Below are 23,187 nucleotides of genomic sequence, written 5' to 3'. Positions count from 1 at the left end.
CATGAGTTTCACCTGGATCTCCTCCTACTGGCCGCTTGTTCTGACCGGCGCCTGGCAGACCGTGTCGCTGCTGGTCATCTCCGTGGCGTTCGGCTTCGTGGTCGCCGTCGGTCTCGCCTTCGCGCAGGTCAGCGGCGGCAGGCTGACGCGGCTGCTGGCCCGCGGCTATTGCACCTTCTTCCGCGGCACGCCGCTGCTGATCCAGCTGTGGCTTCTCTATTACGGCGTCGGCTCGCTGCTGCCTATGGTCCCCGGCATCCGGCAGAGCCTGTTCTGGCCGATCCTGCGCGAAGGCTTCTTTTTCGCCGCCGTAAGCTTCACGCTGAACTATGCGGCCTATGAGGCGGAGGTTTTGCGCGGTGCTCTGCTTGCCGTGCCCAAGGGCGAGCTTGAAGCGGGCCGGGCCTTCGGCCTGTCGCCCTGGAAGCTGATCCGCCGTATCTGGCTGCCGCGCGCCATCCGCATTGCTCTGCCGACGATTGCCGGAGAGATTGTCATGCAGCTGAAGGCGACGCCGCTCGCCTTCACGGTGACGGTGATGGATCTCTACGCCGTGGCCAGCAAGGTCCGTCAGGACACGCTGCTGGTCTACGAACCTTTGCTCGTCGTCACCCTTTTCTATCTCGCCCTGACCGCAGTCATTGCCCGCGTCTTTCGAGGTCTCGAAGCGCAGGTGCCGGTTCGGCGTTAGCGAGAGGAACTGACCATGGACCCCACGTGTATCGACGCGAACCTCGCCCCTTTCTAAAAAGCCCGCCGCCGATCAAGGCGCGGCAGCAGGAGATTACTCATGAGTACAACACGAATTCTCGACGGCGGCATGAGCCGCGAGCTGCTGCGGCTCGGCGCCGAATTGAAACAGCCGGAATGGTCGGCCCTGGCGTTGATCAACTCGCCGGATATCGTCCGCGAGGTGCACAAGGAATTCATCGCCGCCGGTTCGCAGGTCATTACGACGAACAGCTATGCACTTGTGCCCTTCCATATCGGTGAGGAGCGGTTTCAGAAGGAGGGGCCGGCACTGATCCGTCTCGCCGGTCGCCTGGCGCGCGAAGCGGCCGATGCCGTTGCCGATCGCAAGGTGCTGGTCGCCGGCTCGCTGCCGCCGATCTTCGGTTCCTACGAGCCGCAGAATTTCCAGCCTGCGCGGGTGCAGGACTATCTCAAAGTGCTGGTCGAAAACCTTGATCCCTTCGTCGACATATGGCTCGGCGAGACCCTGAGCCTGATCGCCGAGGGCGAGGCCGTCCGCGAGGCAGTGGCGGCATCGGGCAAGCCTTTCTGGATTTCCTTCACATTGGCGGATGACGAGGCAGACATCGAAAGCGGCAAGCCGAGGCTTCGCTCCGGCGAAAGCGTCGAGGCGGCCGCATCCTGGGCGGTATCATCAGGTGCGGAGGCCTTCCTGTTCAATTGCAGCAAGCCCGAGGTCATGCAGGCAGCGGTGGAGACGGCAGCGAGGGTGTTCCGAAAGACAGACGCCCAGATCGAAATCGGCGTTTATGCCAATGCTTTTGAAGGAGACCAGGGTGAATCGGCTGCCAATGAGGGCCTGCACGAGACTCGCGACGACCTGAACGACGACGCCTATTCGCGTTTTGCCTGCTCCTGGGCCGAGGCTGGCGCTACGATCATTGGCGGCTGCTGCGGCATCGGTGCTGCCCATATCCACCGCCTCGGCAAGACGCTCCTACGCTAAGTGCCGGGGTAGCGGCGGTTCGCCATGCAGGCGCTGCCACCTCATTCTTACGCAATTCCGAACGGAAAACCGCTTTGCACTTTTCCTGGAATGGCTCTGGTGGGGAGATCGGTCAACGCGCGGCAAGGACGCGTGACCGCCTCAACGGGTTGATCGCAGTCCAATTCGCTTGGGAAGTTCGGCATTCTCAGCAAGCGGTCAACTCGTCTGGACTTTCCGCGCACGAGCCGTGTGTTACGCGCGCGGGCCAAGTGGGTTTTCTTGAGAAACATCAGATGCTGTTGGTCACGCTGCGTGCTCGGTCGGAGGCGGTCCGGTTTTGCGCACGGTCGCTTCAACCTTGTAAGTCCGTTAGCGGAGTTGAGTATGTTGTTGCGCAACCCGTGAAATAGTCGCTAGAACACTTTTCAGATCTTATTAGCCATCGTGGCCGTGCGACGGCCTCGGCGGAATCGAATTCGAGCATCGAGAGCCATCCAATGACCAGATCTTTCTCTCTTTCGCGCGATCGCATTTCCGTACTTCTGCTGGAAGGCATCAGTCAGAGCGCTGCGGATTATTTTTTATCTTCAGGTTACGTCAATCTGACCCATCTGCCGAAAGCACTGGATGACAAGGATCTCAAAAGTCTGATCGCCGAGGCGCATATAGTCGGCATTCGATCGCGTACCCACCTGACAGATGAGATTTTCAGTTCCGCCAATAAGCTTATGGCCGTTGGATGTTTTTCTGTCGGGACAAATCAGGTCGACCTGGATGCAGCTCGCCGACGTGGGATCCCCGTATTCAACGCACCCTACTCCAACACACGTTCGGTCGCTGAACTTGTGATCGGTGAGATCATCATGCTGACAAGGAGAATAGTTCCGCGTTCGGCTTCTGCCCATGAAGGAGGATGGGATAAATCCGCTGTCGGCAGCCGTGAGGTGCGTGGGAAAACGCTCGGCATTGTAGGCTATGGCAATATCGGCTCGCAGCTTAGCGTACTTGCGGAAAGCATGGGGATGAACGTTCGCTATTTTGATCCCTCAGACAGGCTTCGCCATGGCAACTCAGAATCCATGGCGTCGCTCGGTGAACTGCTTGAAGTTTCAGATTTCGTAACGATGCATGTTCCTGAAACCAGTTCGACACAAAACATGATAACCGAGGCCGAACTGCGCAGGATGAAGAAGGGAGCCTTTTTCATCAACAATTCCCGCGGCACGGTGGTGGATCTTGAAGCCCTTGCGAAGGTCCTGAAAGAAGGACATCTCGCAGGCGCGGCGGTTGACGTGTTCCCGAAAGAACCGGCGTCAAACAATGAGCGCTTCGAAACGCCGCTGCAAGGCTTGGATAACGTCATTCTCACTCCGCATGTTGGTGGATCGACGGAAGAAGCTCAGGAGCGTATCGGAAGGGAGGTCTCCAGGAAGCTTGTGGAATATTCCGACGTCGGCTCGACGCTGGGCGCTGTCAATTTTCCCCAAGTTCAACTGCCACCACGTCCAAATGGCACGCGTTTCATCCATGTTCATGAAAATCGCCCGGGTATGCTAAACAGCCTAAATACGATTTTCTCGTCCCGCGGGCTCAACATCGTCGGTGAGTTTCTGCAGACATACGGCGAAACGGGTTACGTGGTTATCGAAATCGAGGACGTCGGCGGGACAGCGAACGACATACTCGAAGCGCTTCGCCAAATTCCGGGAACGATACGAGCCCGATTGCTTTACTGACATTGGCCGGCAACCACCTCCGCTGTGTGTTTCTGACGCAGACCGTCCCCTTGACGAAAAAGTAGACGCAGGTTCGAGTCCTGCCGGGCCCACCAATCCCCGATCTGTGATCTCAGGTCCCTGTCGGATCGATCTTGGAGATTTTTGCTGGCATTGATTGTGGGTTCTGTGGGCCGCATGCGACCGCCCGGCAGCGAGCAACGAGGTGAACACCCCGTGGATGCAACGCGCCAGCTACGCCACTATGAAATCGTAACGGCCGAATTTTCCGTCACTCGTCGCCCTGATATCGAGCAACAAGGCTGCGTTGAATATGCGGTCTCGTTCATTGTCCGGCTCATCGGCAAAATAGAGCTGCGTCGTCAGCACATTCCCGCCGGGCCGTTGGACTTTCACATGGTAATGCCGGGTCCGTCCAGGATAGAGTCCTGGCACGATCGTCTCGAACCACCATTTGCCTTCTGCATCCGTGAATTGATGTCCGCGGAGTTTGTATCCGCTGTTGTCGTAGGTGCCGCTTTCATCAGCGTGCCATAGCTCGATCAACGCTTTCGCTACCGGCTGGCAGTCCTTGGTTAGTACGTAACCAGCAAGTGTCAGCCGTTCACCGCCCGGTGCATCGCTCGCGAAGTCCTGTTTTTCAGGGCTTTGCGGCCTAAAATACGGGCCTTCGGTCTGTGGTGGCGTCAGATCGTGGTCATCACCGCAACTGGCCGTAAGCGGCAGCTCCACAGGAGAGCCGGCCGCATGGCCGAGTCTCGGCAGCACAATTGGCGTGGCGACGAAGCTGATAAGGAAATGTCGCCGGGTCGGCATGGCGTTGTATCTCCAAACATGGAAGCTAAGATCGTTGCGGCCCCATTGGGCAGAAGTGGGGCGGAAGTTAGCAGAAATCTCGACCGGCAACGTTATCAGGCGAGGACCGCTGAAGCGTCGGAGCAGCTGGATTTGCTCGGTAGGCTTGCTGCTGCGAACATTCGCACGCGAAGATCAATCACCTCTCGAACTCGCGACGCGTTTGAAAGTTGCGGTCCATCAGCCGCCAAGAACAAAAAAGCGTTCCCTTCACGTTCGGAACCAAGCAACGAGCGAAAGCTGTCCATAACGCGCAAGCGCGGATAGGGATTCCTACACCTCTCTCCCCGGCAAGCGAGCTTGCGCCGTTCCTGACGATACATTATGCGATCTTCGAAGCACAGAACGAGAACACACGTGAACGCCGGCTCTTCTGCCATGAAATGTGAGCCAGAGATGAAAAGTTAAGGCAGGTCGAGGTCTCCGAAGTGCCAGCTCGCGATCGCCTTTCTTATGCAACTCGCCATAAGGGCGTCGGTTGAGAGGCGTTGCGCGAGTAACGCGACTTGCTTCTTGTTACCCGCCTTGACGGCCTCAACGGCATCGCGCACGTCATGACAATCTACCTCGAAGAGAGTGGCAATCTCGATCTCTCCTGTGCGTGCGGCTTCCGCCTGGCTGCGGAAGTACGCCTCCGCATTCGGCTTCGTCCCGAATACTTTGAACTTGGCCTCGCCTTCGGGCTCCTCAATGGTTCGGACCACGTACTGCATCACTTTCCCCTCTCCCCCACATGCCAGAACTAGACGTACGCAACCTCACGTCAATCGTCTATGCCGACAGCTTCCCTTGAGGCGCGGTCAGCGCAAGCTTGCGCTACAGGCGCACCCAGTCCTCCTCGGAGAAGCCGACGGGAAGATGGGCGCCGCGGCTGGTCTCCGTATAGGCGCTCGCCATGGCATTTTCATCGGCTTTGTCCTAGAAAGCCAGCGCTCTGCGGACTGGCCTGTGCCGTGCCCCAACCCGTGATCGCCGCTGGCGATCCTGAAGGCAATGGGACGTACATAGGGGGAGTCAAGCAATCCGCTCAGGCTGTGCTCCGTTCGTGGCCTGTCTCTTGATCCGCAATTCGTCAGGCTACGACACAATAGCTCATCGCTGATAATGTGTGGAATTTCAACGTGCGCCGCAACCTGTTCTGGCGAGACCCTCACCGCCTGTGTTACCCATGAATGCTTTGATCGGAGAATGCGATGCCGGACGCATCCTATCTTGACTATCATGCCCATACGCCCCTCGACCCAGAGGTTCGTTCGGCACTCTTCGAGGCGTATATTGGCTTGGATGCCAACCCGCATTCTCAGTCGAAGAACGGTGACGCAGCGCGCATAGCCATCGAGACCGCTCGCCAGGCCGTAGGCGCGCTTGTCGGGTTTGCGCCTTCCGACGTTATCTTTACGTCAGGTGCCACCGAGGCAAACAATCTGGCCATTACTGGTGTCCTGGCGCATCTCAGGCAAACTGGCCGCAAACAGATCCTAGTATCTGCTGGAGAGCACGCCTCAGTCCTTTCCGCTGTGGCGGCAATCAAGGACGATTTCGATGTCCGCGTCGTCCCCCTATCAAGGTCCGGGCGTATCGACCAGAATGCTTTTGCAGAAACACTAGGTCCTAAAACAGGGCTCGTGTCGATTGCGGCAGCAAACCACGAAATCGGTACGCTGCAGCCGATCAGCGACATCGCCAGGACCGCCAGAGCTCTTGGCGCGATCGTACATTCCGACCTCGCGCAAGCCGCAGGGAAGGTTCCGCTCGAGCTCAGCCAGGTTGATATGGTGAGCCTGACCGCTCACAAATTGTATGGTCCCATCGGAATCGGGGCACTATGCGCTCGTAGGCGTGTCCGGCGGCTTTTAACGCCGCTTCTCCGCGGCGGCGGTCAGGAAGGCGGGATGCGATCGGGAACGGTTCCGGCCCCTCTTGCCGTTGCCTTGGGAGCCGCATGCTCAATTGCATCCGAGCGCCTTTTGACCGAAGCCCAGCGCGTTGCAGCACTTCGCGATCGCCTCCTTGAGCGGTTGACCGCTTCGATCGAGGTATTTGTCAACGGGGATATGGACAACCGTCTGCCCGGCAACCTTAATCTGCGGTTTCCCGGCGTAGACGGAGAGGCGCTTGTTATGCGCGTTCGCGAAAACCTCGTGATTTCGACAGGCTCTGCCTGCTCCTCGAAGTCGCTCGAACCATCGCACGTCCTGCTGGCGATCGGGTTGACGCGTGGCGAAGCAGAATCAGCTATAAGGATCGGAATCGGCCGGTTCACGACTGAGCACGAAGTTGATCGTGCTGCGAGTCTGTTATGTGCCGCCGTGAATGATTTGAGAGCGATGAGCGGAAGGCTGCGTGCGTCATGACTTCATTTTCTTTGGGCGAGCTTCCCGCGCTTGAGACTGCCGACAAACTTGCGGCTGTCGCTTCGGATCTTCGCGACGAATATCGTCAACCGCACAAAACGCCGTGGATCATCGGATTTTCGGGCGGCAAGGACAGCACGCTGCTCTTGCAGCTTGTATTGGAAATGGTCCTGGATCTCCCACCGCGGGAGCGATCCAGGACGATCCATGTCGTTGCCAATGACACGCTTGTGGAATCGCCTGTGTTGGCACGTCACCTCGACAGTGTACTTGCGAAGCTCTCTGCTGCGGTCGGTCCGTTGCGCCTTCCCCTGACCGTCGCCAAGACGACTCCGAAGACCGACCAGACCTTCTGGGTCAATTTGATCGGACGGGGGTATCCGTCACCGAGCAAGATGTTCCGCTGGTGCACTGATCGCATGAAAATCCAGCCCACAACACAGTACATTCGAGACCAGGTGAGCGGTGCGGGAGAGGCCATTTTGCTCTTGGGCGTCAGACGGTCAGAGTCCATGCAGCGTCGGCGAAGTGTCGAGCGCCATGAAAACGGACAACGTTTGAACCCACATACGAGCTTGCAGGGGTGCATGGTCTATAAGCCCATCGTCGAGCTCGATACCGACGAGGTGTGGCAGACCCTCCTGCAATCTCAGCCACCCTGGGGCGGAACGCACCGGGACCTGGTGACGATCTATCGCAACGCGGGGGGTGCCGAATGCCCTCTGGTTACAGATAAAAGCGATGCGCCCTCGTGCGGCAGTACATCGTCACGTTTTGGGTGCTGGACCTGCACGGTCGTAGAGAAGGACAGGAGTGCAGCAGCCTTCGTAGAAGCCGGTTATGACGACGTTGAACCGCTATTAGAGTTCCGCGACTGGTTGAAGGATATTCGCGAACGGGGCGATATGCGCATGGCCGTAAGAAGAAACGGAACATTGAACTTCGTCGGAGAAGGCCGGCTGATACCAGGGCCCTTCACCCTCGAGGCGCGCAATACAATCCTCTCACGCCTGCTGGAAGTTCAAGATGAAGTGAACTTCCAGCTGATACATGTTGATGAAATCCAGGAGATCAAGCGCATTTGGGCGGAAGACTTCAAAGAAACGGCCGGACGCGCAGATGCCTGATATCATCGACTTCGTTCCTTCCAGCATAGACTTGGACGAACTCGTCGCCGCATGCGACAATTTCCACCTCCCCATCGAGAAGCTGGCTATGCTTTTTGATGCTCGCAGGCGTTTCGAAGGAAGCGGCAACCGTCGTCCCCTCTATAATGCCTTTGACACGATGCTGGCAGACGAGCCTGACCGGCAACATGGGGCTCGGATGACAGAGCGTCTTCCGACCAAGGGCCTTGTGTCGCTTCGGCAGGTGTCGCTCAGAAACTGGAAAGTGTTCGGCAATACGACGATCAATCTTCCGAGCCTCGACCTGTCGAAGCCGGTGATTTTGATTGGCGGCAAGAACGGCTATGGCAAAACCAGCCTTCTTGAAGGCATTCTATTTTGCCTCTTTGGAAAGTCGGCGTTGAGCGAGAGGTCGCGCTTCCTGGGAGAAAGCTCCGCAGCAGGGACGCGCGGTTCGGCATATCGGCAATTCATCCAGAATTCCTTTCATCGGCCCGCAAAGGATCGAGGAGAGACAAGCGCCACCGTCCGTACGGAATGGGAAACCCCTGAGGGAATTCTTGTGGTCGAGCGGCGCTGGTACTTCAACGAAGCCGGAGCGATGGATGAGGAGGATGAAACGCTGACGCTTTATGTCGGCGAAGATGGCAATATCCTGCCCGCCCCTGGCGATGTCGATACAACCGAGTTTTACCAAGGAGAAGTCGAGCGGCGTCTGATGACCGTCGGGGCCGCTTTCTTTTTCCTGTTCGACGCCGAACAGACGTCTTCCTTCTCTGAAAGAAACCTCGACGAGCAGGTTCTGGCGATCACTGAGAGCGCCTTTGGTCTATGGCGTTTCCGGGCAATCGTCGATGATTTGCGCAGCTATTCTCGCGATCGCGTCCGCCGCCAGGAGAAGGTTGGTGATGAGCAAAGCAAGATCGTTTCGGATCTTCTGACTGCGCGAGATATCAAGAAGGGAGTTGCCGGGGAGATTGCCAGCCTTGCCAACGCGCTTGAGACCACCCGCGAGCAGCGAGATGCCAGTTTGGCTCGACTGATGAGCCTGCAAAATGGCGGAACCTATGCATCGATGCATGAACTCCTAGAGCAACGCCAATCACTCACTCTCGAACATGCCCGTGCAGTTCATGAGTTCGCCGGACTGGCGGCCACGACACTGCCGATCGCGCTCGTTGGCAAGAAGCTCCGCAACTCTGTGCTGGCGACGCTCAACGCCGACGATCTGGACGACGACACAACGGGCGGTGTCTTTCAAAATGATGCCGCACTTAAACGGCTGCTCGACGCTATTGAAGGATTGGGCGGCGAGACGCAATCAACCCGTGAAGACGTCTCAAAGGCTTGGAATGCCCTGTCCAAGGCGGTCTCTGGTCAAAGCGACGCGTTGCAGTTTCCGCACCTTACAGCGGTGTTGCGCAAGAGTGTGACCGAACGGCTGCGGCGCCATGAGGATGAACGCACTGCCTTGGCAGAAGCTGCCGAACACATCTCTTCGCTTGCAGCCTCAATAAGGGAAACGGAAACCGCGATCGATGAGGGAAATCGACGTGATGATGCCATCAGAAGCGCTCAGGGCGCAATCGCGACCTCGCAGTCCGAAGTCGAGCAACTGGAGCGCAGTCTTTCCAATGGATCGGAAAAACTGACCTTGATCGAGGCCGAAATCTCCAGGCTAACTGGGACGCTCGATGGTGATGACAACGCCCAGAGTGGCGGCCTGGGACACAGGCGACCCGTTGATCAGGCGCTCAGTCTTGCGGACAAGATCGAACTCGTCACCAACGAGCTTTTGCCCGGCTGCTTCGAAAAGATCAGCCAGAAAGTTACGGAGGTCTACGGCTTCCTGGCCCACAAGGGTAGCATCGCTCGCATTGTTGTCGCGTCGGGCGGGCATGTCTCATTGTTCGACCACGCCGGTCAGGACGTCCGTTCGCTCGATCGTTCAGCAGGAGAACGCCAAATCTTTGCGATGGCGCTGATCGCAGCGATCGGACAGCTGTCGGCGGTCCAGTTGCCGTCGATCATCGATACTCCGCTTGGCCGCCTGGACTCCGATCACCGCGAGCGTCTCTTGCGGTACTTCTCATCGAGTGCCGTTCAAACCATTCTCTTGTCTCAGCCGGAGGAGATCAATGGCAGGTATCTCGAACTGATACGAAACAAGATTGGAGGGAGCTTCCTCCTCGACCATCGTGTCCACGCCGCCGGCATCGGCAGCAGCGTTGCAAGGAGCGGGTACTTTGATGAGGTCGCGGCATGACCAGTTTATCGTCGATTCAACTGGGTGACCTGTTCCGTGCCGATTTTCGGACTTCCCAATCGGGCGATGCGATCAACACCGCCTTGCAGAAGGCTCTCTGTTTCGACTATCGCTATCAGCCCGCGCGTGTTGCTATTGGCCTTTCCCTGGCACAGTCAACGCCCCCGCGCCCCTCCTCCGATATCTTGGGCAAGCCGATCAGAGGCGAAACATTGTTTGGTCAAGAGGAGAGCGAAATGGCTCTCTGGGTGACACTGATCTGCGCGCAGGCGAATATTCGCGCGCCTTCGCGAAAGCAATTCTTCGAACTGGTGGCGGCCCACTGGGCCCGCGGATTAGACTCGCTAGAGAAGAAATTTAAAGTTTATGCCGGAGAGCCACACAACTTTTTAATGAGCCTTTGATCATATCGGTTTATTAACAAAGCCGGCTGTTGCTTAGAGAAGAATTTGGAGGGGACAATTGGACCACGATACGCGCCAAAGGTTGGTCGCTCGCGTTTCTGCGGCCAACAATGTCTCTGGGTCTCTGCTGGAGATGCTCCTCAATCTGGAAGAAGAGTTTTCCAATCTGCACGCGTGGGGCATGCGCCCCGCGTTGAGACGACGCATCGCAGCGGTCGTTGACGAAGAGCTGCGGGCCTCTGGAATCAGCGACAAATGAAGTTTATCTCGATTGAACTCGAAAATATATTTGCCTACCGCAGCCAAGCCCGGGTCGAGTTTGCCCAGGAGGACGAGGAGAAGAATGTCTTCTTGATCTGGGGGCGAAACGGCATGGGAAAGACAAGTTTCCTTAATGCGGTCAAACTCCTTTTCACGGGCACAGAGAGCGGCCAGGCGAGGCAGGTTGGTTTTCCTCCGCAAATATTGCCCCCGCAACGGTATGTCCTCGGCGACACCGGTAATTGGTATGGAGTGATCAATCGGCAGGCACTCAAAAGAGCGCGGGCCGACGGTTCTTCCGTGACTGCACGTGTCACCGCCGTGTGCGAAAGCGGCGGCCGACGATTCAAGGCTGATCGCTCCTGGACCACCGATGACGGACTGACGTTTCGCGAGCAACTTGTTGTTATCGATGGCGAACACCGGCTGACAAACGATGAAGCTGAGGAGCGTCTGGAGTCGATACTACCGAAGGATTATGTCGGGTTCTTCTTTTTTGATGGCGAAGAGGTCAAAGCCATCTCGGAGAGAGTCGACCGTCAGCCTGTCGATTTTGACCGGCTTTTGAGGATCAGCTTTGTTTCGGAGTTGTCCGGCGAACTGGAAACGATCGCCAAGGAAAGGGAAAGAAAGAACCTGAATTCTACGCTCCTCGATAAGATCGGGGCGGCGGAAAGCACTCTGGCGCGCGCCATGCGTAGCAAGCAGGCTGCGGAGCATGTTTTGACCGAGATCGACGAGCACCTTTCCGTCGACGTGCCCGAGCTGAGACGATTGCAGGCGAGGCGCGAGAACCTTTCCTCTGGGGCTTCGGAAAGCCAGCGAGCCGAGCTCGAGGCGCGGAAGAAAGAGATCGAAGGGAGCCTCGAGGAGGCGCGCGACAAGGTCGCTGAAGACGTGCCGTTTTTCGCACCGCCCCTTGCAAATTTTCAGCTGTTGCAGCAGGCCATGCAGTCGATCGAGCAACGCCTGTCGTCTGTAGGGGCGCCCGAAGCGATCGTTGTGCGCAAGGTCACCGAAGCACTGCCTTTCTGGCTGGAAGAGCTTGCATCCGATGATCTTTCGAACGATTCGAGGGCCCGTTTGTCATCGGGACTTGCTGAAAAGGTCGAAGAACTCGTTCGCAATCCAACACCGGAAGGCTTGTTTGGTGGCTTGGAGCTGGCTCGTGCGGAACGTCTGCGTCGCATGATGGTCAGATTGATCGAGTCCGGACCGGACCGGCAAGCCTTGCAATTGGCACGCCTCAATGAGGTGACCCGGCTGAAGTTTGATCTGTCGCAGGTTTCCGACGCCTTGCTTCGCATCGAAGTCGGGTCTCAGGCCAATCTCGACGAGTTTCGTCGCGTTACAGCAACGATCGTGGAGCTCGAAAGTCGTATCGCTGAGGTATATGAGCGCAAGGGCCATCAACAAACGCGGCTGGAGGATGCAAGTCAAGAGATTGCTCGGTCCAGAAAGACCCTCGATCAACTGGGCGCCTCCCAAGCCCAGGCAACGAAGAACTCGGAGGAAGCGCGCGCTATTAGAAAAATCGCTAAAACCCTCAATGATTTGCGAGAGGCAATGCGGGTGGAGACACGCGAGCAAATTCAGGAGAGGATTAATCAACGCCTGCTCGAATTGATTTACGAGCATCCGTTGATTGCGCGTGTTGAACTGGACGACAATTACGTTATGCATTTCATCGACGGGGTTGGCGACCGGATCGGACGATCCAGTCTCTCAAGCGGTCTGCGCCAGCTTGCGGCCACCGCATTGCTATGGGCAATGAAGGACGTCGCAGGACACGACGTACCGGTCATCATTGACACACCGCTCGGCCGCATCGACCGGGAAAATCAGATCAACCTCTTGGCCAACTATTATCCGAAAATCTCGCATCAGGTCATCATCTTACCGACGAACTCCGAGCTCGAAGGCGGAAAGCTTGCCAGGCTGAGACCGTATATCGCCCGCGAATTCACGATCAGGAACGACCGTGGCGATATGGGAGGAATTGAAGTTGGCGGGTTGGTCGTGGAGGAACAATGGTAGATCGTATCCAACTATCAAAGGCCGAGAAGGAACTCCTGCGCCAAATTACCGATGCTGGACTTCGCGCGCGCGTCGACCAGTGGACGGCCGCCCGGCTTGGTCTTGCGAGGTCGCTGCAGAACCTGGAGCCTCCGAGCCCCACCGCATTCAAGCGGCAAAGTTCACAGCCGCAGGGCTCGACGATCCATTCAAACCAGATGACGGGTGAAGGCAAGGGTGAGGCTGAGGACTTCACAGACCTCTATCGTGCCTTGCTTTCTGTTTACGAGGGCCGGAATCTCTTCGACGACGACGACGCGTTTCACGACGCACTCCAGCAACACGTGCGCCGCGGTATTGATGCAATTTCCAAAGAATGGGCTACCGATTCCGATTTCCATCACTATCTGGCAAACCAGCTGTTTGCAGGTGTGGCAAGCCGGTTCGAGGCACCAGATATCGCTGACGACGAAATCGGGCCCCGGATCGAACGGGTGCTCGGACAGCTCGGAGTCGGCGCGAAAATCCTGGAGACCGTTGATGGACCGAGACTGACGCGTTTCACACTGGTTCTTCATGAACTCGACGACCTGGATCGCCTCAGGAGAGGCGTGCCTAAGCTTTCGTTTGCGCTCGGTTTCGGCGAGGCTACGGTGTCTGTCGCTCTTGCGACGGCCGAGCGACAGGTTTACCTCATCGTTCCGCGTCCACCAGCCTCCTGGCGGATTACGACGTGGGCGGATTTGAGACCTATGTTGAGCGAACCCGAAATTCGGGCAATGTCTCTCCCGATTTGCCTCGGTACCGACATTCTGGGCAAAGCTTTCGTAATTGACCTCGCGGACGCACCCCACCTCTTTGTCGGTGGCACTACGGGCAGCGGAAAGTCCATGTGCCTTCATTCCATCCTGCTGTCGCTGCTGGAAAACGCAAACGCGCCCCAGCTGGTCCTCATCGATCCGAAGGCGGTAGAGTTTTCCGCTTACGTCAGCTCCAAGAGGCTTAGGGGACCGGTCACGACGTCTTCCGACGATGCGCTTGCCGTCCTCAATGGCCTCGTGGAGGAAATGGATCGGCGCCAAGAAGGGATGCGCAGGCTAGACGCTCGTAATCTCATGGAAGCCCGTGCCAATGGCGCGGACATGCCGCATATCGTAGTTGTCATTGATGAGCTTGCCGACTTGATCTTGACGCGGCGGGCGGTTGAAACGCCGCTAGTTCGTCTCGCTCAGAAGGCACGATCGGCAGGAATACACCTTGTTCTGGCAACCCAAAGACCCGAAGCTGCCACCTTCCCAGGTCTGCTGCGCTCCAGCACGCCGAGCCGCATTGCGTTGACGGTCCAGAAACAATCCGAATCTCGCATCATTCTCGACGAAGGCGGCGCGGAGTCCTTGCTCATGCGAGGCGACATGCTGGTGCGGTTCGCCGGACGCAGTACCGTGAGAGCTCATGGTTGCCGTGTCGATCAAGCAGACATCATTTCAGCGATAAGGTCCTCATGACAGATCTAACGATTTCCGACTGGAAGCTATTGAAGCTAACCCTCGACCAGACGGGCCCTTTTCAGGACGCCGTCAGAACGGTCAATTTTACCGGTGTGCGTACTGAGGAAACTCCCGACCCTCCGCCGGCCAACCTATTTATGATCCTTGCAAAGAACGGGCATGGAAAAACGACGATTCTTGAGTCGATCCATGGGCTGTTTGGCCTCTTATCGGATCCGCCGACTGGCCGTTTTGCCGAACGGCGCTCGAGGGAACGCGCTCAGGCGGACCTACGTGCAACATGGACAATCGGTGGGAAGACGCAGACGGTTCTGCTGTCGATCTGGACAGGCATCGAGGTGCCGCTTGTCGACTGGACACCGACAATGCTCGACGAGGATGCGCAAGCCTCTGAGTGGGCGAGGATCTGCGTCGATAGCCTCGGCCATGTAAGAGAGGCTAACGCGCTCGGTCAGCTCCTCCTTGATAACATTCGATCGAAGCAGGGGAGCGCTCCGACTGCGATCTTCGGCGAAAGTCAGGAGCTGCCGACCATTCTGTTCTTCCCGGCCGATCGTCGGCTGGTCGCTCCGAGCGGAGAAAGATCGGTGACGAGACCGAAAAACTTCGGCTATTCACCGGCCCAAGTCTTCGGGTCTGATGGACCGGAATGGTCCACATCGGTCGATAATCTGTTGGTCTGGTTCGAATGGCTCGACGACGGACGACTCGAGAGCCTTCTGAAGTATATCAACGGGGAAATCTTCGGTGAGGAAGACAAGGCTCTGCTGCCGCCGAGGCGGGCAGATCTTCAATCCGTCGTTTCCGCGTCATCTGGTGAGCACCCTCTCTCGCATCTAAGCCACGGGGAACGTGCGCTTTTGCAACTTTACATTCGCGTCGCCTGCCACATGACGCGCAACACAATCATCCTGATTGATGAAGTCGAAACCCATCTTCATTCCAAGTGGATGCACCGGGCCTTCCAGGCGTTGAAGCGTCTCTTGGTTCTCCATCCGCAACTTTCGATCGTCTTCTCGACGCATAATCGGGAGCTGCTGAAAGTGTTCGATCACCAGCGTACGGAGCCAGGTCTCGTGAAAGGCGGGCATCTGATCGAGGAAGGCGTTTGATAACGTGACAGATTTTTCGGAAATTTCAGACTTTGAGCAGCTCGACAACCGCTATGTCGACAAGGTCATCGTTTATGTGGAAGGTGAACCTGACGAGAAATTTTACCAGAAACTCCTCGGGCCGAATGTCGGCCATTGCCTTGAACTTAAAGTACCGCCGACGACGGGAAACGAGGGCGTCATAGCCCAGGTGGCTGAGGAGCGCCCCACCAACCCGAAAGTGTTCGGCCTTCTCGACGGCGAGGAAGCCGCAATGTTTGGCGGCATGGGCCATTTTATCGAATGTGAGGCGCCGATTTTTGAGATTCCGGGTGTCGATGGATTGCTTTTTCTCTTCGGTCACGAACTCGAGACCATTTTGATCCTTCATGGCGACCTCTGTGAACACATCAGCGATGATGTTCGAATGCCCGAGCTCGGCAAGCGGACGGTCGAGGAAGTTGAAGAAATGCTGCGCCATTTGAAGCAGCGTTTTTTCGCGGCGGCCCTCTACAAGTACACGGCAAAGGAAATTAGGCGGGGTGGCGGCGATTGCAAGATTATAGATGTCGGCCGCTTCCAAGGTAAGGTCACCGCAACGTCGGTGTTCCGCGATATCCGGAACGAGCTCGTAGGCGAAGGAGTAGATTGGACATTATTCCGCACGACCCTCAAGGACATCATTGATCAAGTTCGTAGCCGCTTTAGAGGCGAGGGATTTGAGGTCGCGAGACGGTCGACGGAAATGGTTCGGTTGGCGGATGGCAAGCAGCTGTTGAACAAGATGAGGTCGCACTACAACAACACGGCCAGATGGGAGGGGCATCTGACAAAAACTGTAACCAGAGGCCAGTTCGCCACGGATTTCCGGAACCTATTGCTTGAAAAGACTGACGCGAATGCGTGATCCACTAGCCAAGAGCTGGTGCGGTAGATCGTGATCCGTTGCTATATATCCATCTACCGCACCGAACGTGAGTCCAGAATCGCTACGACAACCCCCCATGCCCGAAACCTCCCCCTCCCCGTCATCTCGCGTAAACCGAGCTCGCCGACCATCGGCCGCGCCGCCTGCAGCGTGACCTCGAGAGTCTTGGTCACCATGCCGGCCGACACCAGCGGTTTTGCCATGACGAGTTCGACCAGCTCCGGCAGTTTTGACGAGGTCCGCCGGCCGGCGAGTTTTCGCTCCATCATCTGTCGCGCCAGCGCCAGACGATCGTGCTCTTTCAAGCCGACCTCGGCGACTGCGATCAGGCCGTGGGCGATCGCCAGCAGCCGGGTTTCGCGATCGCGATGCCGGCGGCGATCGACGGGGATGGATTTCAGGCCGAGGTTGAGGGCGGCGAGATGGGCCGCGGTGGTGATGCCGGCCTGGCGCAGGATCGACGCGGCCAGCAGCCGGCCGAGCCAGGGCGCATGCTGCAGTACCGCCAGTTCATTCCAGGCATCGAGAGCGACGATCGCCTGCAACACCGGCGGCAGCTCACCGATTTTTTTGAGCACGCCGCGCCATTCCTCGAGCCGCTCGTCCTCGTCCCAATCGAGATCGTAGACCAGCGGATCCTTTTCGGCCCGAGCGCTTTTCGCGGGGCCGGTCCGCCTTGCCTCTTCAATGACGGCGTCCGATCGGGCGAGCAGCGAATCGATGGCGGCGAGCTCGGCGTCGAACGGATTGGATTTTTTGCTCGGAGGCGCCCTCCCCTCCTCCGACGGAAGCAGCATCCTCCGTCGCTCCGACAGCCACGGGACTGTAGGCACGAACAGATGCTGCAGGCCACGCCTGCCGGAGACCATCGGGGCTGAGTGCCCAGCCGGGCGGCTGCGCGGCGATGCGCCGGCGGCTGCGCAGCACGTCACGGGCGATGGTCAGTTCATGCGTCGGGGTGCGGATGTCGTGGCCGGCGTCGTGCAGCACCAGGTCCTCGAGATGGACGAGCTCGCCGTCGATCCATAGCGAGGCGCAGGCATCGGCAAAATGGGATCGTTCGACAATGCCCTCGCCGACCGGCGAACGGGCGATGCGCTCGTCGAGACGGGCGAGCGCGACGCCGGTGTGGGTTTTACTTCGTCATTGCAAACGGCAAAATGTCATATGCTCGTTAGCTTTAGCCGATACATGCGACCTAATTTTCCGCTAACGATTTCAGTGAAACTCCTATTTTGCCGAAGTGATTGCAAAATCGAACCTCAACGGCTGCTCGAGCGATTTCGGATGACGGCGCGACGCATGGCGCAAGCGCCTGCGGACGGGCCGAGGCAATCATCAGCACGACACTACGCGAGCAATTCCACCTGTCGCCTGACATCACTCAACTCAATTTTTCGGCTGGGCTCTGAGCTAGTGATTCTGGATTAATTGCCCCCTATCGCGAAACGCTCTATTTTCCCTTGCAGGGTGCCTCGACGAGACGGGACGGCTTCGCAGCGCCGCCGGACCGGTTCGGTTTCCGCACCAATCCCAGATGCCGTTCGACGAAGCGATCCACGAGGAGACGAGCGATGGGCGCAACGACACCGGAAACCATCATGCAGCTCGGCATGGGCTTCTGGGCCTCCAAGGCCATGCTCAGCGCGGTCGAGCTCGGCGTCTTCACCGAGCTCGCGGCCGGACCGGCCGGCCTGCCTGACCTGCAGGCCAGGCTGAAACTGCATCCCCGCTCGGCCCGCGACTTCCTCGACACCCTGGTGGCCCTGAAGCTGCTCGAACGCGAGGACGGCCGCTATCGCAATGCCCCTGATACGGACCTCTTCCTCGACAAGGCGAAGCCGTCCTATATCGGCGGCATCCTCGAAATGGCCAATGCCCGGCTCTACGGTTTCTGGGGCTCGCTGACCGAAGCCCTGCACACGGGAGAGCCGCAGAACGAAGCCAAGCACAGCGAGGACTTCTTCGCTGCGATCTATGCGGAGCCGGCACGGCTGCGCGGGTTCCTCGAGGCGATGAGCGGGATCAGCGCCGGTGCGGCGCAAGCGATCGCCGCCAGGTTCGACTGGTCGAAATATACGACCTTCGCCGACGTGGGCGCGGCGCAGGGCATGGTGCCAGTGGTGATCGCGCGCGCCCATCCGCATCTCCAGGCCATCGGCTTCGACCTGCCCGCCGTGCAGCCGATATTCGACGAATTCGTCGCCCGGCAGGGCCTCGCTGACCGTATCCGCTTTCAAAGCGGCAACTTCTTCGACGGCCCGATGCCGCATGCGGATGTGATCGTGATGGGGCATATCCTGCACGACTGGGATCTTGCCGAGAAGAGGAAGCTTTTGGAAAAGGCCTTCGCCGCGCTGCCGAACGGCGGGGCCCTGATCGTCTACGACGCCGTCATTGACGACGAGCGCCGCAGCAACGCCTTCGGCCTGCTGATGAGCCTGAACATGCTGATCGAGACCCGCGGCGGGTTCGACTACACCGGCGCCGACTGCCAGACCTGGATGCACGACGCCGGTTTCGTGTCCACGCGCGTCGAGCCGTTGCTGGGGCCGGACTCGATGGTGATCGGCTTCAAGCCCGGCTGAGCGGAAACCACGCCCCCGGTCGGTGTTCCGCAAGATCGACCCATGGGGGCAATGTCGATTGCCTGGCGCTGACAACGCCGTCGGTCAATCTGATTTTGAACAGCGGCTGCAAATAACGCCCACCGGCTCCAAAAGCCTCACGACGGAATTCCGGGCTTGGAGTTCGATCCTCCCCTGCCCGGGCGAAATTGTGACGTCGAAATCGAAGACCAAATTTTTCGCTTACGGCTTCAATTGAAATCCGGAAGCCAAAGCCACAGCCACAGCCAGAAAATATGCCCCCAGTTACCCTAGAATTCTCATCTTGGTCATCTTGAGCATTGATTAACCATATGAATTAACGCTTTAAATTTCACAAACGGAAATTAATCGGCTTTACGTTTCCGTCATACGGACGGAAATTTCCACGCCCAATCACTATCGATAGGTTCCCCGTATCGCTAGTGATGGATTTTGAGTCGCAAAAGCTCGATGTCAGTCGTCCCTGGATCGGTGGATTCGCCTGAAATCCGGGCTTTTCAGCTATTCCCGCCAACACGGCACAAGCCTATTCCCAGGACAACTGATCCTTAGGGAGCCGACCACTGGGGTCATGCACCTCCACCTTGTGCGGCAGGTTTTGCCCCCAGTTCCAAAGCACCAGGTTACGATCACCTTCTTCGGCACCCGGCGCAAAGCTGGGCACCAAGATGCCCGCCATACCCCGTGCGCTCAGGCGATCGTATATCGCCCAGGATGCAGGTCTCCTGCCTTCGGAAAGCGTGGTCGCCCAACTGCAGGCCATTTCCTCAAGAGTGACGGTATTCGCTGCGCGTCCAACTTCAGAAGTAAGATCCGCGACGTCATCGCAATCGACATCATAGGAACAAAGGACACACGGGTCGATACGATGGGCGAAGCCTTGATTGGCTTCCTTGACCGCCGTCATGACGCTGAGTGCGAGGTAGAGAGCCGGCACACCTTTTGGGTTGAAGCGCGCGCCCCTGATAGCCGCACCATCTCCCGAGACGGGTTTGAAAGCCCAGCGCGGGTCATGCGCTCGGTAGCAATTCCCCACAAACCTCAAGCGAAGCCCCCGAGGGCCATATGATCGAGGTAATCACGCACCGCCCCCGCCTTGCCGTCTTTCACCAGCGCTTCAGCCGTGCGCCCGCCAAAGGCAGGCAGGGGCTGAGCGCGGTACCAAGCCATTGCCTGCTCCTTGCCACCGGCCCAATCTGAGACACGACTGATGATCTCCAGCATTTCCCGAAGGCGACCCTGCGTTTTTGCACCTTGGCTGCGCTCGCTTCTGTACAGCGTTTCGCGCGCCAATCCCGCGGTCTCGGCCAACTGGCTCTTCGACATGCCGAAGCCGGTTGCGACGCGTTCAACGGCGATCTTTCCCGCCCGATCCATATAGGAAAGGACCAGAGGACCGCTCTGTTCGGGAGATTTGAGAACTTGAACCATGATCAATTCGCCATATCGGACAACTCATTTATTGTGCAAATTATATGGCACTTCTGTCGCGGATGCAAGCGGCCGGCAAGAAAGTACTCCTGTCCAGGCTAAGGGGGCGCCAGCTATGAGCTTCATGCCCCTCCTGAGCCCAACTGTCGCTTGGCAGTTAATTGCGAGAATCTAGAGTCAATGAAGTCAGCGGCTTAGCTTTGCACGTAATTTGAGAATGAGCACTTAATTTGATAACCGTACCGCGTCGGTTGCACTTAATGTGAGAATGGAGCGATCGGGAATCGGCGGAGCCGTATTAGCTGTGGCTCAGCCACAGCGCCGAACGAATGCCCAATTCGCCGCGGCCTGAGAGTTAATGCCTTAGCAGTCAATTTGAGAATCCGGCCGCTCAGTTTCTCATCATTAAATGCCAAATCGAACTGAAACAGCCGCATTCTCACATTTACCTGCCAAGCGACACATCCTTTCCCATCGGTTGCTCCTATTCCAATTCTCGCGTGTCATCCTCAAAAGCCAAGAACGACCGCTCCCCCCCCCCCCGTCAGCCCTGCTCCAGCGGCGGTCTTTTCGGAAAATCCAGCCAGTGCTACGACCTCCGTCCTGCACGGGCCGGCAGAGGTCATAGGTGCACTGTCGAATCTCACCCGCATGCATACTCGGGCAGACAAAGCGCCTACGGAACGCGCTGTGAGCGAATGCGGCGAAATTCCGCGTTTGGGGCACTCAGTGCTCCCCGGCTCCCGCTGCGGAGACCGTCTGCAGCAGCCAGTCTTGGAACGCCGAAACCTTCGGCATTTTGACCTTTTGCGCTGAGGCCACGAACCAGTATCCCCCCGAACTCTGAAGCCGCTCCTTGAACGGGGCGACGAGCAGGCCGGACCGCAGCTCCCGCTCGATCAGCGTCGAGCGTCCGAGTAGGATGCCCTTGCCTTCGATCGCCGCCCGGATCGCCATAATCGACTGATCGAAGGCAGCACCCGCAGTGGTGTCGATGTCCGCGATGCCGGCGTGGGCGAGCCAGGCGTCCCAGTCTTCCGCATAGCCCGGCACATGCAGGAGATCGCTGCCGCAAAGCGCACCGGCGCTCGGGAGCTCGGCCGCAACCTTCGGCGCGCAAACCGGAAAGATCTCGTCGCGCATCAGCAAGACGGCCTCCTGTCTCGGCCAGTTGCCCCAGCCGTAGCGGATCTCGGCATCCACCTTGCCCTGCCCTTGATCAAGCGCCGTCAACCTGAGATCGATGTTGGGGTGCGAAGCACGGAAAAGATCGAGCCTTGGGGCAATCCATTGGCTGGCAAATGATGTCGGCACGTGCACGACAAGCACGTCGCGCGCGCCCCGGTCGTTGAACTTCTGCGTCGCTTCCTCAATCAGCGCGAAGGCGCGCCCCAGATCCTCGGCGTATCGGCGGCCGGGGCCTGTGAGCCTGACACCGTTTGCATGGCGGTCGAACAGGTCCTTCGCAAGACGCTGCTCCAGGACGCGAATATGCTGGCTGATTGCCGACGGCGTCACATGGAGTTCGGCGGCCGCAGCCGCAAAGCTGCCGAGCCGGGCGGCGGCTTCGAAGGCACGGAGCCAGTTCAGGGGAACGCGTTCGGCAGGCATGGCACCCTTAGATTTTCTTGCTCTGACCCAAAGGTATTCGCGTTTGCGCGACGGAACAAGAGGCATGTAGCCTCGCCTCCACTCGACCAAGGTTCTGTTGGAGAGGTGCCGAAATGGATATGTTTTCGACCTATTGTCCTGGGAAGGGGCTGCCGCGCGAGTTCTATCTGAGCGAAGAGATTTTTGCCGCCGAGCAGCAGAAGATCTTCCGCAACAACTGGTTCTTTGCCGGCCACACGGTCGAGTTGCCGAAGCCCGGAGACTATATCACGCTCGATGTCGGTGGTGCGCCGGTCGTCCTCGTGCGAGACCGTAGTGGCAAGGTGCACGCCCATCACAATGTCTGCCGACACCGCGGCTCGATCATCTGCACCAAGGAAAAGGGCACGGCTGCGCGTCTTGTCTGCCCCTACCACTCCTGGTCATACGCCCATGACGGCGCGCTGATCGGCGCACCGATGATGGGCGAAGAATTCGACAAGAGCGCCCACGGGCTGAAGCCGGTTCATGCGGAGGAATCGGATGGACTGATCTTCGTCAATCTCTCCGAGACGCCTTCCCCGTTCAGCGAGTTGCGCGACCACCTTTCGCCAATCCTGAAATCCCAGGGCGTCGCCCGCGCGAAGATAGCGCTCATCCGCGACTATCATCTCGACGTGAACTGGAAGATCGTCGTCGAGAACAACCGCGAGTGCTACCATTGCGAGGCCAACCATCACGGCTACGTCTCGGTTCAGTACGACACCGAGAATGATAATCCGGCGCTCAAAGGCGAGATCGCCGAACGCCTCGCCGATTGCACGATCCGGTGGGAAAAGGCGGGCCTCGACGTCGCCCGGGTCAACACCTCGTCGAACAACACCGCCGAATGGTTCCGTGCTAACCGCACGCCGGTGCGCAAGGGTATGGTCACCGAAAGCCCGGACGGCCAGCTGGTGTGCAACGTGTTGATGGCCGGTTTCGCCGACCCCGACATGGGGACGGCCCGCGCCAACACGAACATCAATTTCTGGTGCCACGCGAACTCCGACTATGCCCATACGGTGCGGATCACTCCGGTCTCGCCGACGAAAACGATCGTGCGCGGCTACTGGCTTGTCGATGAGGCGGCCGTCGAGGGCCGCGACTATGATCCCGAGAAGGTCGCGGCCTTCCACGATCAGGTGATGTCGGAGGACTGGGAGATCTGCCGCCGGCAATGGATCGGCGTCACCTCGCCCGGCTTCGACCCCGGCCCCTATTCGCCGACGAAGGAGCAGAACGTCGATCGCTATATCCGCTGGTATGCCCGGCGGATGAGCGCATGATG

At 58.3% G+C, this 23,187-nt stretch carries 19 protein-coding genes and 1 pseudogene; 14 read left to right on the top strand and 6 right to left on the bottom strand.

Annotation, left to right across the window (positions count from 1 at the left end):
* The first annotated feature begins 1 nt into the window (after position 1).
* From BC363_RS09870 to serA, 3 genes are all read left to right on the top strand, one after another.
* Positions 2-691 (top strand): ABC transporter permease, encoded by a 690-nt coding sequence (locus tag BC363_RS09870; RefSeq protein ID WP_065785417.1) that lies wholly within the window; start codon positions 2-4, stop codon positions 689-691.
* Between the two features lie 99 nt (positions 692-790).
* Positions 791-1,699: a homocysteine S-methyltransferase family protein gene (locus BC363_RS09865; RefSeq protein WP_065785418.1), complete on the top strand. Its 909-nt coding sequence runs from the start codon at positions 791-793 to the stop codon at positions 1,697-1,699.
* Positions 1,700-2,178: 479 nt separating this feature from the next.
* Positions 2,179-3,417, top strand: coding sequence for a phosphoglycerate dehydrogenase (gene serA, locus BC363_RS09860; RefSeq protein ID WP_065785419.1), 1,239 nt, complete (start codon positions 2,179-2,181; stop codon positions 3,415-3,417).
* Positions 3,418-3,651: 234 nt separating this feature from the next.
* Here serA and BC363_RS09855 read toward each other — a convergent pair whose 3' ends face one another.
* Complete coding sequence (locus tag BC363_RS09855) at positions 3,652-4,233, bottom strand: intradiol ring-cleavage dioxygenase (RefSeq protein ID WP_065785420.1); 582 nt, start codon at positions 4,231-4,233, stop codon at positions 3,652-3,654.
* A gap of 443 nt (positions 4,234-4,676) precedes the next feature.
* Complete coding sequence (locus BC363_RS09850; protein ID WP_065785421.1) at positions 4,677-4,985, bottom strand: hypothetical protein; 309 nt, start codon at positions 4,983-4,985, stop codon at positions 4,677-4,679.
* 480 nt (positions 4,986-5,465) lie between these two features.
* On the opposite strand from BC363_RS09850, the gene BC363_RS09845 reads away from it, so the two are divergent.
* The 9 genes from BC363_RS09845 to BC363_RS34300 are packed head-to-tail and all read left to right on the top strand — an operon-like array spanning position 5,466 to position 16,206.
* The gene (locus BC363_RS09845) at positions 5,466-6,626 is read left to right on the top strand and encodes a cysteine desulfurase family protein (RefSeq protein ID WP_065785422.1); all 1,161 of its coding nucleotides are present in this window, start codon (positions 5,466-5,468) and stop codon (positions 6,624-6,626) included.
* Entirely contained in the window at positions 6,623-7,753 is a 1,131-nt protein-coding gene (gene dndC / locus BC363_RS09840) for a DNA phosphorothioation system sulfurtransferase DndC (protein ID WP_065785423.1), read from the top strand. The genes BC363_RS09845 and dndC overlap by 4 nt, the downstream gene beginning before the upstream one ends.
* Complete coding sequence (locus BC363_RS09835) at positions 7,746-10,019, top strand: AAA family ATPase (RefSeq protein WP_065785424.1); 2,274 nt, start codon at positions 7,746-7,748, stop codon at positions 10,017-10,019. Before dndC ends, BC363_RS09835 begins: the two co-directional genes overlap by 8 nt.
* A complete protein-coding gene (locus tag BC363_RS09830; RefSeq protein ID WP_065785425.1) occupies positions 10,016-10,423 on the top strand; it encodes a DndE family protein in 408 nt (135 codons plus the stop codon). The genes BC363_RS09835 and BC363_RS09830 overlap by 4 nt, the downstream gene beginning before the upstream one ends.
* Before the next feature lie 58 nt (positions 10,424-10,481).
* A complete protein-coding gene (locus BC363_RS09825) occupies positions 10,482-10,682 on the top strand; it encodes a hypothetical protein (RefSeq protein WP_065785426.1) in 201 nt (66 codons plus the stop codon).
* Complete coding sequence (gene dndD / locus BC363_RS09820) at positions 10,679-12,721, top strand: DNA sulfur modification protein DndD (protein ID WP_065785427.1); 2,043 nt, start codon at positions 10,679-10,681, stop codon at positions 12,719-12,721. Before BC363_RS09825 ends, dndD begins: the two co-directional genes overlap by 4 nt.
* Entirely contained in the window at positions 12,715-14,205 is a 1,491-nt protein-coding gene (locus BC363_RS09815) for an FtsK/SpoIIIE domain-containing protein (protein ID WP_065785428.1), read from the top strand. Before dndD ends, BC363_RS09815 begins: the two co-directional genes overlap by 7 nt.
* Positions 14,202-15,320, top strand: a complete 1,119-nt coding sequence (locus tag BC363_RS09810) for an AAA family ATPase (protein ID WP_083223628.1) — start codon at positions 14,202-14,204, stop codon at positions 15,318-15,320. Before BC363_RS09815 ends, BC363_RS09810 begins: the two co-directional genes overlap by 4 nt.
* 4 nt (positions 15,321-15,324) lie before the next feature.
* Positions 15,325-16,206, top strand: coding sequence for a hypothetical protein (locus tag BC363_RS34300; RefSeq protein ID WP_141690268.1), 882 nt, complete (start codon positions 15,325-15,327; stop codon positions 16,204-16,206).
* Positions 16,207-16,259: 53 nt separating this feature from the next.
* Here the strand turns inward: BC363_RS34300 and BC363_RS09795 are convergent.
* Positions 16,260-17,352: pseudogene (locus BC363_RS09795) on the bottom strand (RHE_PE00001 family protein); the annotation flags it as partial.
* A gap of 449 nt (positions 17,353-17,801) precedes the next feature.
* Here BC363_RS09795 and BC363_RS09790 point away from each other — a divergent pair.
* Positions 17,802-18,815, top strand: a complete 1,014-nt coding sequence (locus tag BC363_RS09790; protein WP_065793296.1) for a methyltransferase — start codon at positions 17,802-17,804, stop codon at positions 18,813-18,815.
* A 547-nt stretch (positions 18,816-19,362) separates the two neighbouring features.
* On the opposite strand, the gene BC363_RS09785 is transcribed toward BC363_RS09790, so the two are convergent.
* The 3 genes from BC363_RS09785 to BC363_RS09775 form a co-directional block, all read right to left on the bottom strand.
* The gene (locus BC363_RS09785) at positions 19,363-19,881 is read right to left on the bottom strand and encodes an RES family NAD+ phosphorylase (RefSeq protein ID WP_065785864.1); all 519 of its coding nucleotides are present in this window, start codon (positions 19,879-19,881) and stop codon (positions 19,363-19,365) included.
* A complete protein-coding gene (locus tag BC363_RS09780; protein WP_065785865.1) occupies positions 19,878-20,267 on the bottom strand; it encodes an antitoxin Xre/MbcA/ParS toxin-binding domain-containing protein in 390 nt (129 codons plus the stop codon). Before BC363_RS09780 ends, BC363_RS09785 begins: the two co-directional genes overlap by 4 nt.
* A gap of 726 nt (positions 20,268-20,993) precedes the next feature.
* Positions 20,994-21,878, bottom strand: a complete 885-nt coding sequence (locus BC363_RS09775; protein ID WP_065785866.1) for a LysR substrate-binding domain-containing protein — start codon at positions 21,876-21,878, stop codon at positions 20,994-20,996.
* 113 nt (positions 21,879-21,991) lie between these two features.
* On the opposite strand from BC363_RS09775, the gene BC363_RS09770 reads away from it, so the two are divergent.
* Positions 21,992-23,185: an aromatic ring-hydroxylating dioxygenase subunit alpha gene (locus BC363_RS09770; protein WP_065785867.1), complete on the top strand. Its 1,194-nt coding sequence runs from the start codon at positions 21,992-21,994 to the stop codon at positions 23,183-23,185.
* Positions 23,186-23,187 lie beyond the last annotated feature (2 nt).

Source organism: Ensifer sp. LC384 (assembly GCF_001695865.1).
Lineage (GTDB): Bacteria > Pseudomonadota > Alphaproteobacteria > Rhizobiales > Rhizobiaceae > Ensifer.
The sequence above is the reverse complement of the archived record's forward strand: the minus strand, read 5'-3'. Positions and strand labels throughout refer to the sequence as shown.